This is a genomic window from Paenibacillus sp. 598K, assembly GCF_003851045.1.
Lineage (GTDB): Bacteria > Bacillota > Bacilli > Paenibacillales > Paenibacillaceae > Paenibacillus_D.
Map to the genome: position 1 here is coordinate 19,896 of NZ_BFBX01000133.1, position 15,174 is coordinate 35,069.

At 60.2% G+C, this 15,174-nt stretch carries 8 protein-coding genes; all 8 read left to right on the forward strand.

The window, feature by feature from the left end:
• Positions 1 to 442: 442 nt before the first annotated feature.
• On the forward strand, positions 443 to 4,837 hold the full coding sequence (locus tag PA598K_RS30270) for a chitobiase/beta-hexosaminidase C-terminal domain-containing protein (RefSeq protein WP_185602316.1): 4,395 nt from the start codon (positions 443 to 445) through the stop codon (positions 4,835 to 4,837).
• A 265-nt stretch (positions 4,838 to 5,102) separates the two neighbouring features.
• Entirely contained in the window at positions 5,103 to 6,119 is a 1,017-nt protein-coding gene (locus PA598K_RS30275) for a glycoside hydrolase family 130 protein (protein ID WP_128660516.1), read from the forward strand.
• Between the two features lie 603 nt (positions 6,120 to 6,722).
• Positions 6,723 to 8,036: an extracellular solute-binding protein gene (locus tag PA598K_RS30280; protein WP_128660517.1), complete on the forward strand. Its 1,314-nt coding sequence runs from the start codon at positions 6,723 to 6,725 to the stop codon at positions 8,034 to 8,036.
• Positions 8,037 to 8,198: 162 nt separating this feature from the next.
• Positions 8,199 to 9,074: a carbohydrate ABC transporter permease gene (locus PA598K_RS30285; RefSeq protein ID WP_128660518.1), complete on the forward strand. Its 876-nt coding sequence runs from the start codon at positions 8,199 to 8,201 to the stop codon at positions 9,072 to 9,074.
• A gap of 18 nt (positions 9,075 to 9,092) precedes the next feature.
• Complete coding sequence (locus PA598K_RS30290; protein WP_128660519.1) at positions 9,093 to 9,923, forward strand: carbohydrate ABC transporter permease; 831 nt, start codon at positions 9,093 to 9,095, stop codon at positions 9,921 to 9,923.
• Positions 9,924 to 9,974: 51 nt separating this feature from the next.
• A complete protein-coding gene (locus PA598K_RS30295; protein ID WP_128660520.1) occupies positions 9,975 to 11,804 on the forward strand; it encodes a sensor histidine kinase in 1,830 nt (609 codons plus the stop codon).
• Positions 11,752 to 13,326 carry a response regulator transcription factor gene (locus PA598K_RS30300; RefSeq protein ID WP_128660521.1) on the forward strand — a complete coding sequence of 525 codons (1,575 nt, stop codon included), beginning with the start codon at positions 11,752 to 11,754 and terminating at the stop codon, positions 13,324 to 13,326. The genes PA598K_RS30295 and PA598K_RS30300 overlap by 53 nt, the downstream gene beginning before the upstream one ends.
• 66 nt (positions 13,327 to 13,392) lie before the next feature.
• On the forward strand, positions 13,393 to 15,174 hold a 1,782-nt coding region (locus tag PA598K_RS30305), incomplete at its 3' end, for a glycoside hydrolase family 3 protein (RefSeq protein ID WP_128660568.1).

Consider the following 15,174-nt stretch of genomic DNA (forward strand, 5'->3'; position numbering starts at 1 on the left):
CGCGCAGTAGAGCATAGCGTTAAAAGTGATGAGAGGCGGCGTGGGGATAACCCTGCGCCGCTTCTTGGCGTGCAGAAGGCATGGTCGCCGACCGCCGTCATGCCGCCGTCCCTTGCGCGCGGTGACTGGGGGCTGCGCATGGAGCCGCCGGACCGCGCAAGTTGGCGGCTGCAGCTGTGCGCAGAGAAGCCTGCCCTCGCGCGAGCGACCGGCTGACGCTGCTATCCATGACTCGAGGCCTGATCGCTGCCGGGCCAAGGCAAGCCGATCCAAAAATCGTTCAATCCCTGGTGGAAAGGCTCCCGAATCGTTCAAGCGATTCGTTAGATCGTTCATGGTATAGCTTGCCAAATCCTCTATGCTGAAAGAGGGCCAACCTTCACCAGAGAGGAAGTTGCCGCAAAAGGCTTCGCAAGATGAGACGAAGGAGAGGATGGAATATATGATCCAAAAGGTAAAACGACTTGCAGCAACGGCCAGCGCCGCCGCGCTGCTGGCCACGCTGGCGCTGCCGCCGGGCCAGGCCGGATGGCTGACCGCTCAGGCGGCGCCATCGGCCGCGCCCTATACGATCAGCATCGACACCGATGAGGTGATCAGCGAGGATTTCCTCGGCGTTGGCGTCAATATTATCCCCGGCAATCTGATGCCGCTATCGATCGGCTACGGCTACGAGCAGCCGCACTGGGAGATCGACCGCAAGCGGATGCGCACGATCCGGCCGAAGGTGGCTCGCGTCTGGTTCCAGGTCGACTGGGTGGAGCCTGAGAAGGGCGTCTATACGTGGGACAGCGACAAAATGAAAGCGTTTTATCCTTATCTCGATGCGCTCAAGGAAGCGGGCACGGAGATCGAATTCAACTTCGGCTGGAAAAACGGCAGCGCCATCCACGACTGGTACGGCATCCCCGGCGTCGATCCGTATACGAGCGCCCCGGCCGATCTGGAGGCATACGCCCGCACGGCATCGGCGACATTAACCGAGCTGATCGACAATCGCGGCTATGACAATATCAAGTACCTGACCTTCTACAACGAGCCTAACGGCAGCTGGGACTACGAGACGGGCGGTACGGCGGCCTATGAGATGCAATACTATGCGGACATGCTGATCGCCGTCAGCGAGCAGCTGGAGGAGGACAATCTGCGCGACCGCATCGAGATCTGGGCGCCGGAGGAGACGGGAGCGCCGGCGTGGACCGCCTTAATGCACGACTATGCGGACGAGCACATCGACGGCTACAGCTTCCACGTCTACGGCTCCTCGTACGAGCAGCTCGGCCAGGTGATCGCGGAGCGGCGCGACGCGGTAGGCGACAAGCCGATCCATATGACCGAGTTCGGCTGGTCGGGCGACGATATGAGCGGCTGGGACGCGGGCTTCGCCAACCATGTCATCCGCGCCGCCAACGAGGGGTTGAAGTCGGCGCTCGTCTGGCAGATGCACGGCGTCTGGCTCAATGACCCGGACGGCGACACCAACGGCAACTATACGATGTGGGACTCGATCCTTCAGGGGCTGACGCCGAAGCGCATGTATTATTCGGCCGGGCTGCTGTCGCGCTATATCCCGGCGCACAGCGACGTACTGGCAGTAGATACCGGCTCCGCCGATGTGCGGGCTGCGGCGTTCCGCACGACGGACGGCGAGTACACGATCCTGGTCGAGAGCAAGGCCGGCGAGGCCAAGGAGCTGACCTTCGACTTCGAGGGAGCGAACATCGGCAAGACGTTCGTGAAGCATGTGTACCGAGACGATGTCGAGCGCGAGGGCAATGCGCTGCTGGCTCCAGCCTCGGGCAGCTTCGCGGCAACGACGAGCTTTACCGATGCGACAGTTGACGACGCTTACAATGTCATCGTCTACACGACTGAGCCGTCGCAGGCTCAGGTGCAGATCGACCAGATCGAGCCGATCGTCGACGGCGGCGATACGCTGCAGCTGTCGGCCGAGCTGATCGACGGCAGCGGCGGCATCGTCTGGAGCGTCGTCGGCCAAGGTAATGGGACGATCGACGCCAACGGCCTCTACACCGCGCCAGATGTGGAGACGCAGCAGCGGGTAGCGGTGATGGCTGCGAGCACGGTCGACCCGGAGGCGTACAATGTCGCTCTGGTCACCGTCAATCCGCGCCAGCTCTCCACACGCGTTGACGCGCCGACGCTGAGCTTGCCGTACGGCGTCTACCCGTCGGCCGAGGCAGTGACGGTGACGAGCGCGACGCCGGGAGCTGAGATTTACTACACGATCGACGGCACGACGCCGACGACAGCCTCGACGCCGTATACGAAGCCGGTCATCCTGAAGAACGGCACGGTCCAGCTATTCCAGGCGATCGCGGTGAAGCCGGGTCTGGCCGACTCCGGCATGACGCGAGCCTACTACCGCATCCAGGATATTAGCAACGCGCCGGATGGATATAGCTTCTGTACGTATGAGAATGGCTACTGCGACTTCGAAGGCGAAGCGGTCGTCGCCTATGGCGCCGACGGACTGTTCAACTATGCGGTGCTGACCAATGGCACGGCCTGCTCCAACGATGTGTTCGGCGATCCGAATCCGAATGCGGCGAAGCGCTGCTTCTATTCGGAGGATATCCCGGACGAACTGCCGCTTATCACCTTCTACAACGCGGGCTTCGAGAAGCCGGAGGTGAGCACGGTCCGACAGGGGCCAATGACCAATGGCTGGACGTTCAATGAGCGGGCGGGCGTGCTGACGGCGGTCAATGCCTTCGAGCCGCCGCATCAACCGGCCGGACGCCAGGCGGCGTTCCTGAAGACGGACAGCGGCATTAACGGCGTCATCAGTCAGGACATCAACTTCAAGCCGGGCACGTATGCGGTCAGCTTCATGGCGGCTAACCGGACAAGCTTCGGGGGGCAGCAGACATTCGACGTCTACTTCGACGATACGGTAATCGGCTCGTTCGCGCCGTCGGGCGTCTACACGTCCTTCTCGACCGCAAGCTTCGAGACGAGCGGCGGCGTCCATACGATCAAGTTCGTCGCGACGTCGGATACAGGGGACAATACGGCGTTTATCGACGAGGTGCGGATCGGCCTGCCGAAGCCGCCGGAGGCGCCGGCCTTCCTCAATGCCGGATTCGAATCGCCGGAGATTACCGCATCATGGGGCGTCCGTCCCGGCCCGATGACCAACGGCTGGAGCTTCACCAGCAATGCGGGCATCCAGCGCAACGGCTCGGCCTTCGGCGCGGCGACAGCGCCAGAGGGCGTGCAGACGGCGCTGCTGCAGACCAATGGCGGCGTTGCGGGCTCGTTTGAGCAAGCGCTCAGCTTCCCGGCGGGCAGCTTCCGCCTCAGCTTTGAGGCAGCGAAGCGCGACTTTGGCGGCCAGCAGAGCTTCGATGTGCTGCTCGGCAGCACAGTCATCGGCTCCTATACCCCGGATACGCGGGCGTTCAAGCCGTACCGCACAGACGTATTCGAGATCGCCGCGCCCGGCAAGCATACGATCCGCTTCCAGGTGACGACGACGAGCGGCGACAACACCGCCTTTATCGACGATGTCCAGGTGGAGCTGATCGACGCGGCGGTCGATCCGGCGGCGCTGCAGGCCAAGGTCGACGAGATCGAGGGCGAGCAGCTCGCCGAGGGCGACTATGCCGCTGCGAACTGGGCAGCGCTGACGGCCGCGCTCGATGATGCGCGAGCGTTGCTGCTGCACGGCGCTTCCTCGCAGGCCGAGCTCGACGGCGCGCTGGCGGCGTTGATCGCCGCTCGCGACGCGCTGACGCCGTACGTGCCGACGCTCGCCAACGGCGGCTTCGAGACGCCGGCGACGACGTCTGTGCGCAACGGCCCGATGACGCACGGCTGGACGTTCACACAGACCGCTGGCGTTCAGCGCAACGGCTCGGCCTTCGGTGCGCCGACTGCGCCGGAGGGTGTGCAGACGGCGCTGCTGCAGACGAAGAATGAAGCGCAGCCGACGATTACCCAGCAGGTGCGCTTCACGGCAGGGACGTACAAGATCAGCTTCGCCGCGGCGGGTCGCAGCTTCGGCGGCCAGCAGACGGTGGAGATGCGCTTCGACGATACCGTGATCGGCACCTTCACCCCGGCCTCTGACGGCTTCGAGCGCTATGAGACCGACACGTTCGCGGCGAGCGCAGGCGAGCATACGATCACCCTCGCAGGCGTCGGCGTTGGCGGTGACCGGACGGTCTTCATCGACGATGTAGTGCTGGAGCAAGTCCAGCCGCCGACGGAGCCGGAGCCAGTCGACTCTGCAGCCGGCAAGCCGGGACGAGCGCAGCTCTCGGATGACAACGGACATGACACCGGGCTGCGCGACGGCGACTATACGATCACGATGAATCTGTGGTGGGGCGATAATGCGACGTCCTACCGGCTCTTCGAGAACGGCCAGTTGATCGACCAGGCGAGCCTGACCGCCGCCACGCCATCCGCCCAGCGGGCGAGCACTGTCATCCAGGGACGAGTCAACGGCACCTATATCTACACCTGCGAGCTGGAAAACCGCCACGGGATAACCGCCTGCGGCCAGCATACGGTGACCGTAACCGACGCCTCTCCCGGCAAGCCGACGCTCTCGCACGACAACTGGGATCGGAACGGCGACTATACGGTGACGATGAATCTGTGGTGGGGCACCAATGCGACGACGTACAAGCTGTACGAGAATGGCGAGCTGATCGATACGAAGCAGCTGACCCCTGCCTCGCCACGCGCCCAGAGCGCTGCCACGACGGTCGCGGGCCGCTCGGCCGGCGTCTATGAATACCGGGCAGAGCTGAGCAATGCAGCGGGTACGACCGAGAGCGCCGTCCTTCGGGTGACGGTGCAATAAACCAATATATAGGCTCGTCTCTGGCAAAGTAGGGCTGATTATCCAAAGCAAAGCGCCTGTCTCGTGTATCTGCGAGCGGGCGTTTTTGCTGTGCCCGGATGCGCGAAATCGTTTGCTCGACGAGCGAGCTTACGTGCCGCGTCAGCCCGGTAATGATAATCTGTCGGACGTTTTCGATAGATTATGGGATAGAATGCGCGAGGGGGGTTCCTTATACTTAAAGCATACAGGCTTGTTCAATACTTCAGCCACAACAGGAGGACCTATGAAGATCACAAGACATCCACAGAACCCGATCGTTGTGCCCGGGTTGTACGAATGGCGCAAGGCGACGGTTTTTAACCCCGCAGTCATTATCGAGGACGGCAAATTTTATATGATCGAACGGACCGCAGGCTCGCTGACGCCCTGCAAAAACTACCTCGGCCTGCTCGTCAGCGAGGACGGCGTCAACTTCACGCATGTGACCGACCAGCCTGTCCTGACGCCGGACGAGCTCGGCTTCCCGTATGGCAGCGTACAGGACCCGCGCGTCGTCAAGATCGACGACACCTTCTACATGAACTACGCGCTGCGTCCGTGCGCGATGAACTATTATCCGACCGGCACAGGCATCCCTGAGCGCTCCTTCCCCAAGTATCCTGACGGATGGGGCGAGGAGGAGGGCCACTGGCTGACCCGCTCGAGCATCGCGACGTCCAAGGATCTGATCCACTGGGAGTTCCTCTGCGACACGACGCCGCTCGATATTAACGACCGCGACAACATCCTGTTCCCCGAGAAAGTGAACGGCAAGTATGTCATGCTGCGTCGCCCCGAGGAGTATGTCGGCGAGGCGTACGGCACGGAGAAGGCGGCGATGTGGATCACCTACTCCGACGATCTGATCCATTGGGAGGAGCCCAAGCTGCTCGCCAAGGCCGGAGCCGGCGACTGGGAGCAAAAGAAAATCGGCGGCTCGACGCCTCCGATCAAGACCGACAAGGGCTGGCTCGTGCTCTATCACGGCGTCGATTACGACACGGTATACCGGGTAGGGGCGCTCATGCTGGATCTGGACAACCCGGAAAAAATTATCGCGCGCACGAACAATTATTTTATGGAGCCGGAGACATACTATGAGAAGTTTGGCTTCCAGCTTCCGAACGTCATCTTCCCGACCGGCAATGTGGTGAAGGATGGCTTGCTCTACATTTACTATGGCGTCACCGATACGGCGATCGCACTGGCGACGGTGCCGCTCGACGAGTTGGTAGAGTACATTTTCGACCCGGCGACTTAGTAGTGTGCTGCTGAGATAACGTACGATTTTCGTTTTCGCGGAGGGGGTTCCAGCGCGCTTGTCCCCTCCCTAACTGCAATAATACCTTTATTTGGGCCCTGGACTTCATTTGGACATGATATAACTGCAAATGTGCACTTGTTTTCAGGAAATAATTAAAAATCAAGCGATTCGTCTCCTATTAAGTGTATATTTGCACTTATTTACTGATTTGAGCGAGGTTTTACTGCAAATAAAGGTACTTTTTCACTTATTTATTTTCCGCGAGTCGATGTCATGGAGTTGCAGGCCTCGCTCTAGTTCCGCGGGCCGAGCTTACGGGCAACATTGAGGTCCGTTTTACAGGCAGGCAGTTCCCTAGTCTCACGGGCCGCATTTGCAATCGCTTGCAGAAGTGGTGCAAAGAAACTAATCAGGACCTTTGTAATAGGAATGTCAGATATTTAGAGGTTTGATCTAAAAAATCTCGGATATAATCATAGATTTGAGGTATATAGCTCGTTCGAATCGTTCGATATACTTTATTTATAACATGATTCGAACGTTTAACGTTCGATAAAAGTTATTTTATCTAACACATCCTAAAGAAAAGAGGGTTCAGACATGGTAAAAAGAAAAACAGTCCGGGTCTCGATGATCACCGCATTGGTCGGGGTCATGGCATTCGTCGCCGCATGCGGCAGCGACAGCGATAACAAAGGCAATACAGGCGGAGCAGGCGACAATGGCGGCGAAAAGCAAATCACGCTGACGATGATGCATCCGTGGACAGCTCCCAACCCGGATAACGATGTATACAAAGCGCGTATCGCTGCATTCGAGGAAGCTAACCCTGGCATCAAGATCGAGCAGGACAGCGTAGCCGCGGCACAATACAAAACGAAGCTGTTCACGCTGGCAGCAGCAAACAACCTGGCCGACATCAATGTCGTATGGCCCGGCGCCGACCTCGATCCGCTCGTTAGCGGCAACCTGCTGAACCCGCTCGACGATTATATGGACAACTGGAACGGTCTGGTGCGCGAAGGCTCGCTTGTCGGCTACAGCAAGCATGACAAGCAGTATGCAATCCCGACCAAGCAAAACTTCGTCGACATCATCTATTACAACAAAGAGCTGCTGGCGCAAGCCGGACATGACAGCTTCCCGGATACGTACGACGGCTTTATCCAGATGATCAAGGATCTGAAGGCAGCCGGCATTACGCCAATCTCGCTCGGCAACAAGGAAAAATGGCCGCTGCAATCGTCGTACATGTCGATGCTGACGCAACGCTTCGCAGGCCCTGACTTCCTGCAGAAGGTTGTGAATGGCGAAGCTACCTTCGAAGACCCGCAGTTCATCAAAGCGGTAGCTGTCATTGACGAGCTGACCAAGCTCGAAGCTTTCAATGTGGACGCCAACAACATGGACTCTGTCCAAGCACAGGATTACTTGATCCAAGGCAAGGCAGCGATGCATATCTCTTCCGCTACGGTAGACGGACGTATCCGCATCAACAATGAAGAAGGCGAGAAGTTCGGCATCGCGTTGTTCCCTGCGGTCGAAGGCGGACTGGGCGAGCCTGGCATCGCCGCCGGCGTATCGCAGTTCGGCATCTCGATGAAGAGCGGTCTGGACGAGGCGAAGCATGAAGCGGCGCTGAAATTCCTGACTTACTTCGTCAGCGAGGATCTGTACAAGGACCTGACCAAAGTCGGCATCATGATCCCGGCCGATATCGAGATCCCTGCAGATGCAAGCCCGTACCTGAAAGAAATGATGGAGCTGACCAGCAAAGGCACGACGGCGGTATTCGACGCAGTCATCCCGACGGCTGCAGCCAAGGAGTTCGAAAATGGCCTGCAGGCGCTGACAGTAGGCAGAGGCACGCCTGAGAGCGTAGCTGCCGACACTCAGAAAGCGCTCGGTCAGTAATCTGCAATCGCCCCAATAAATACAACAAGTCCATGAAGCGTGGTGAACGCAATCCGGCGCTACAACGAACCTCCCGGAGCGTTCACCGCACTTCTAATGAAGAGAACCCGGCAGCGGGTTTTCTTCATTAGAAGGCCGACTGGCAGAACAGGAGGATGAACTATGCATACGTTAAAACGGACCAAGCTGGCTATATTTCTAGGCTTGCTGCCGTCCTTGATTATTTACATCGGTATCGCCATCGTACCGATCGGGTTATCGCTATACTACTCCCTCTTCAACTGGGACGGCATTACGGACAAGCTGTATGTCGGGTTCGGCAATTTCAGCAAAATTTTCGAGGACGATATCTTCTGGTTATCCGTCAAAAACAACGTCATCATCATGCTGACCGGACTCATCGGACAGATCCCGCTCGGACTGGCGATCGCCCTGCTGCTTAACCGCAGCTTCCGCGGCGCAGGCTTTTTCCGCACGGTAGGCTTTATCCCCGTCGTTATCTCCTCGGTTATGGTCTCGCTCATCTGGGGCATGATCTACAATACGGAGTACGGCTTCCTGAACGGCTTCCTCGGCTTGATCGGCCTGGAGAGCTGGCAGCGCAATTGGCTCGGCGACCCGTCCTGGTCGATGATCTCGCTGAGTGTCGCCTACATCTGGCAAAACTTTGGCCTGTATATGATCATCTTCCTGGCAGCGCTCCAGAGCATCCCCGGCGAGGTCAACGAAGCTGCGGAGCTGGATGGGGCGACCGGGCTGCGCAGAGTGTTCAGCATTACAATCCCGATGATCCGCTCGACGATCCTCGTCGCTGTTATCTACAGCATCAGCAACTCCTTCCGCGTCTTCGACCTGGTGCAGATCCTGACCGGCGGCGGACCGGCGCATCAGACGGAGGTCATGACGGTCTACATGTACAATGCGGCATTTATGAGCAGACAGTTCGGCTACGGCAGCGCCGTCTCGATCCTGATCCTGCTGTTCAGTCTGATCGTCGTCTCGCTCGTCAACAAAATAGGCCGCGAAAAAGACGTCTAGGAAAGGAGCAACCACACCATGGAGAAAAAATCGCCGCTCGTTACGATTGTTACCTACTTGTTTTTAAGCGCAGTTGCTATTTTTAATATCGTGCCTTTGTTCTATATGGTCGTCGGCTCCTTCAAGACGGAGCAGGAGCACGCGGCCAGCCCGTTTGCGATGCCGCAGGCGCTGCAATGGGAAAACTATTCCCGTGCCTGGGAAGTGGCCAAGATGGGCACTTACTTTATGAACAGTCTCATCGTCACCTTCGGCTCGCTGATCGTTACCGTGCTGCTGGGCGCGCTGGCCGCGTTCTTCCTCTCGCGGTTCAAGTTCAAGCTCAGAGGCTTCACGTATGCGTTGTTCCTGCTCGGCATGCTGGTGCCGATCCACGCGACGCTGATCCCGATCTTCATGATTATGAAAAATCTGAGCCTGCTCGATACGTACGCATCGCTCATCCTGCCGTATACGGCGTTTCACCTGTCGCTGACGATCTTCATCCTCGAGGGCTTCATGCGCGGCTTGCCCAAGGATCTGGAGGAATCGGCGGTCATGGACGGCGCGGGCATCTACCGCATCTTCTGGTCGATCATCCTGCCGATCACGCGGCCGGCGATGGCGACCGTGCTCATCCTGAACTTCATCTACAACTGGAATGAGTACCTGTTCGCGCTCGTGCTCATCAGCAAGGAAGCGATCAAAACGTTGCCGCTGGGCATCGCCAGCTTCGTCGGTATCGAGACCGCAAGCTTGACGTTGCAGATGTCGGCCCTTACAATTGCACTTATCCCGATCGTTATCTTCTACCTGCTGCTGCAAAAGCAGCTCGTCACCGGGATGACGGCAGGTGCGGTAAAGGGTTAGGCTTATCGCCAGACGACAGTCTGGCGACGAGGAAGGGAGCGGACACTACTCATGAAGCTGCGACTGCTGCAGAGCTTCGGACTGAAGCGCAAAGCTTTTGTCATCTTCCTGCTGCTCGTCATCTTCCCGACGCTCGGCGTCGGCGTGCTCGTGCAGACCAAGTTCAAGGATATCCTGCGCGAGCAGTTCGTCAATGCGACGATTCGCAATCTCGACGCGGTGGCCGGTCAGCTCGAGGAGCAGACGGCGCTGGTCGAGGATATCGCGAACTATCTGATCTTTAGCCCGGCGCTCAACACCTATCTTCACCCGAGCTCCCGGGAATATACCGATACGACGGAACGGGCCAAAAACGACGTCGAGGGCTTCCTTACCTTTCATCTGATGTCGAAGTCGTTCATCCGTTCCGTCGATATCAATGGTTATAACGGCAATCGCATCAGCATCGGCGAGTCGGGCAGCGGGGCCGAGGAGCACTGGCTCGAGCTGGCGGCCAAGCGCCGCGGCGGCATCGTCTGGAGCGAGGGCTACAGCACCCAAAGCGGCTGGAACAGGGAGATCCATGTGGTGTCCCTGTTTCGTGTTCTCAATGCCTATCCGAATATTACGCAGCCCCAGGGCGATCTCATCATCCGGCTCGATCAGACGCGGATTGCCCGATTGCTGCAAAATCAGGTCTATCGCGAGGGCGGCAGCGTCCATGTGTTGAACCGCGAGGGCAATGATGTGCTGAACTCCGAGGTGGAGGCTCCTGCGGGCTTCGATCCGCATGCGGCGCTGGCCTCCCTGCGAGAAGCGGACAAGCGTTATCTTGTGCTGGAGGCCGAGGGCAAGCGCTATCTGACCTTCACGCGGACGATGAATACGACGGGCTGGACGATCATTACCGCCGTGCCTGAGTCCTATGTCAATGCCCAGTCTGCGGGCGTGCGCAATGTGATGACGCTAATCCTCTCAGTCGTGCTGCTCCTTGGCATATTGGCGTTGTTCGGCTTTCATTATACGATCATCCGTCCCGTATTGCGTCTCAAAAACGAAACTAACCGCGTCAAGCTGGGCGACTACAGCGCGCAGCTGCCGGTCGGCTCCCATGACGAAATCTCCGATCTGAACCGCAAGTTCAACGAGATGGTGCAGACGATCCGCGAGCTGATCGAGTATAAATACAAGCTGGAGCTGCGGGAGCGCGAGTCGGAGCTGCGGCTGCTGCAGCAGCAGATGGACCCGCATTTCCTGTATAATACACTGGATATGATCCGCTGGACGGCCAGACTGGAGAAGGCGGAGCAGACGAGCGGGCTGATCGAGACGCTGTCGCGGTTTTTCCGCTCCAGCCTCGGCGGCGGTCAGTATGTCTCGACCGTCGGACAGGAGCTGCAATTCGTCGATTCGTACTTGTACCTCCAGCAGCGGCGGCTCGGCGAGCGGTTCCGCTACTCCCTGTACATGTCGTACGATATCGCGGACGTACCGCTGCTGAAGACGACGATTCAACCACTGGTAGAGAACTACATCAAGCATGGCGTCAGTCGCAAGTCTCCGCATAATTGTATCGCCGTGCGGGCTTATGCAGCGGGCGACGAGGTGTGGATCGACGTCGAGGACAACGGTCCCGGCATCGAACCGGCCAAGCTGGAGGCGATCCAGGCGATGCTGACGGACAAGCATTCGGACAGCCAGGAGCGGCCTGGCGCGATCCGCAATATTCATGAGCGGCTGTCGATTTATTTTGGCGAGGGCTATGGACTCTCGGTCGTCTCGAGCACCTCGCAAGGAACGGTGCTCCGACTGACGATACCCCAATCCACCCGACAGGAGGGCGACGAACATGAGCAACCTGCACAATCCGGATCTGCCGATCCGCATGCTGATCGTAGATGACGAGCCGGTCATCTGCCAAGGCTTGCGGATGACGATCGACTGGTCAGCGATCGGCATCGAGGTAATCGGCGAAGCCTATGACGGCGAGCATGCGCTGGAGATCATCGGCGATCAGCCGGTCGAGCTGCTGATCAGCGATATCCGGATGGAGGGGATGGACGGACTGCAACTGGCCGGTCAGCTCAAGCAGAGCCATCCGCATACCCGGATCATCATCCTGAGCGGCTACGAGGACTTCGAGTATGCTCGCACCTCTGTGCGGCTCGGCGTCTACGATTATCTGCTCAAGCCGGTCGAGATCGATGCCCTCGTCGAGGTCGTCAAGCGCGCGGCGGCCGAGATCCGCAGCGAGCGGACGGCGTCGGCGCGCGAGGAGGATCTGCTCTGGTTCACAGCGGCTGTCCGTGGGGTGCCGTCCAAGGCGCCGCTGCCGGATCGGAGCCGGTGGCAGGGGGCAGACTTCCGCATCCTGACCAGCCAGCTCTCATCGTTCGCCGAGGTGTACGCCGAGCTGTCCGCAGACGATTACGGGGCGCTGCTCGAGACATGGGCGACGACGATCCGCGAGGGCTTGCAGACGCTTGGCTTGCGCTCGATGTCAGTCTTTGATAATCTCAACCTATTGTATACCTTCGTCATCGACGAACATGGGCGCGGCGACGACTGGTGGGAGAGCGAGCTCGCGGCGCTCATGTCGGGCTGGTCGGGCGAGCGTCCGATGTACTGCGCGCTCTCGCCGGCGTACAGCCGTCTCGAGGAGACGACAGCGGCCTGTCAGGCGGCGACGCAGCTGCTCGCTTATCATGTGCTGGACCACCGAGCGGTCCTGCTGCCTGCCGATGCCGAGCGAATGCGCCGCCAGCCGACGCCCGAGTATGCCGAGCAGGAGTGGCTGCAGGGGGTGACGGCGGCGCTGTATGCCAAGGACGCCGCCGAGGTGCGCGTCCAGGTAACGGCGCTCTTCGCGCAGCTCCAGGCGCAGGGGCTGCTGCTGCATGAAGCGGCCAAGGTGTATGAGGAGCTGATGGTGCTGCTGCGCCAGCGGCTCCGTCAGAGCGGGCTCGGCGAGATGGAGGGCAGTCGGCAGACGCCGATCGATCTGCATCTCTACAACACGTATGAGAGCGTCAGTCTGCTCGCAGCCAATGAGGTGGAGCAGCTGCTGGAGCATGTCGACCGAGGCGCCAGGGAGAAGTCCAACTGGATCGCCGAGAAGGCGGTGCGGTACATGCGCGAGCATTCGCACACCGATCTCAAGGCATCGGAGGCCGCAGCCTGGCTGAAGATTACGCCGAGTTACTTTAGCTATATCTTCAAGAAGCACACAGGCAAGAGCTTCACCGAGTACATGAACGAGCTGCGGATCAACCACGCGATGGAGCTGCTGGCGACGACGCATGACAAGGTGTTCGAGATCGCGGATCAGGTGGGGTACCGCGAGTACAAGTACTTCGTCTCCGTCTTCAAGACGGTAGCCGGGATGACGCCCAAGGAATACCGTGCGCTGAAGGTGAAAGGCTAGTCGAGCAAAAGGTTGATCGAACCAAGAGTCAGCAAGACAATAACGAACTGGGATGCAGGAGGAATCATGGAGATCTACAAAAATGCCGCATACACGATCGGGGAGCGCGTAGAGGATCTGCTGTCGCGGATGACGCTCAAGGAAAAGGTCGGACAAGTCAATCAGCATATGTACGGCTGGAACGCCTACACCCGCAACGGCGATCAGGTCGAGCTCAGCGAAGCGTTCAAGGAGCATGTCGCCTGGGGCGAGGGGATGGGCGCGCTCTATGGCCTCTATCGCGCCGATCCGTGGTCGGCCGTCACTTACAAGACGGGGGTGCCGACTGCCGACAATGCCCGCTTCGCCAACCAGGTGCAGCGCTATGTCATCGAGAATACGCGTCTGGGCATCCCGGTGCTGCTCTCCGAGGAGTGTCCGCACGGTCACCAGGCGCTCGACGGGACGCTGCTGCCGGTCAATCTGGCCGTCGGCTCGACCTGGAACCCGGAGCTGGCCGAGCAGGCATATAGCCTGGTCGCCGCGGAGCTGCGGGCGCGCGGCGCGCATCTCGGACTCGTCTCGGCGCTCGATATGCTGCATGATCCGCGCTGGGGCCGATCCGAGGAGTGCTACAGCGAGGACCCGCATCTGGCGTCGCGCTTCACGTCGGCGGTCGTGCGGGGGCTGCAAGGGACCGATCCTGCCCAGCTGCAGCAGGATGACAAGGTCGCGGCGATCCTCAAGCATCTGTGCGGCCAGGGCGCTGCTCAGGGCGGGCATAATGCCGGTCCGGCGGCGATCGGCGAGCGCGAGCTGCGCGAGATCCATCTGCCGGCTGCCAAGGCCGGTCAGGAGGCGGGAGCGGTCGGCTACATGGCCGCCTACAATGAGATCGACGGCATCCCATGCCATGCCAATCCGCATCTGCTCAACGAGATCCTGCGCGATGAGTGGGGCTTCGACGGCCTGATCATGGCGGATGGCACGGCAATCGACCGGCTGCTGGCGCTGACCGGCGATCATCCGTCGGCAGCGGCGCTGGCGCTTGCCTCTGGCGTCGATCTGAGCTTGTGGGACAAGGCCTTCACGACACTGGAGACGGCGGTCGAGCAAGGATTGGCGGATATCGCTCATCTGGACGAAGCGGTGCGCCGCGTGCTGACGCTGAAATATCGCCTCGGTCTGTTCGACAATCCGTACACGGACGAGGAGTTGCCGGCGCAGCGGGTGAAGTCGCCGCAAGCGGTCGCGACCAATCTGCAGCTCGCCCGCGAGGCGGCTGTCCTGCTGCGCAACGAGGGCGGCACGCTGCCGCTCGGCGAGCAAGCGCGGCGGATCGCCGTCATCGGGCCCAACGCCGATCAGCTGTATCATCAGCTCGGCGACTACACGAGCATCCAGGCCGAGGGCACCGGCGTGACGGTGCTGCAGGGCATCCGCGAGCAAGCGCCGGCGGGCGCTGAGGTCCGCTATGCCCAAGGGTGCAGCGTGCGCTCCGACGACCGCTCCCGCTTCGAAGAGGCGGTGCGCGAGGCGGCGGCTGCCGATGTCGCGGTACTCGTGCTCGGCGGCAGCAGCGCCCGGCGGTTCGACGAGGTATTCGACAGCAACGGCGCGGCGATCATCGCGGACGGTCCGCCGTCCGATATGGACTGCGGCGAGGGCGTCGATCTCGCCGACCTGAGGCTTGGCGGCGTCCAGGAGGAGCTGGTGCGCGCCGTTGCGGAGACGGGCACGCCGGTCGTCGCCGTCGTCATCCAGGGACGCCCGCACGCGCTGAGCGCGATCGAGCCGCACTGTCAGGCGATCCTGTGCGGCTGGTATCCCGGCACCGAGGGCGGCCGCGCGATCGGAGAGATCTTGTTC

Bases quoted from the DNA above. Each gene is read 5' to 3' on its own strand.
- PA598K_RS30285 (WP_128660518.1), top strand. From the start codon at position 8,199: ATGCATACGTTAAAACGGACCAAGCTGGCTATATTTCTAGGCTTGCTG.
- PA598K_RS30295 (WP_128660520.1), top strand. From the start codon at position 9,975: ATGAAGCTGCGACTGCTGCAGAGCTTCGGACTGAAGCGCAAAGCTTTT.
- PA598K_RS30300 (WP_128660521.1), top strand. From the start codon at position 11,752: ATGAGCAACCTGCACAATCCGGATCTGCCGATCCGCATGCTGATCGTA.
- PA598K_RS30290 (WP_128660519.1), top strand. From the start codon at position 9,093: ATGGAGAAAAAATCGCCGCTCGTTACGATTGTTACCTACTTGTTTTTA.
- PA598K_RS30275 (WP_128660516.1), top strand. From the start codon at position 5,103: ATGAAGATCACAAGACATCCACAGAACCCGATCGTTGTGCCCGGGTTG.
- PA598K_RS30270 (WP_185602316.1), top strand. From the start codon at position 443: ATGATCCAAAAGGTAAAACGACTTGCAGCAACGGCCAGCGCCGCCGCG.
- PA598K_RS30280 (WP_128660517.1), top strand. From the start codon at position 6,723: ATGGTAAAAAGAAAAACAGTCCGGGTCTCGATGATCACCGCATTGGTC.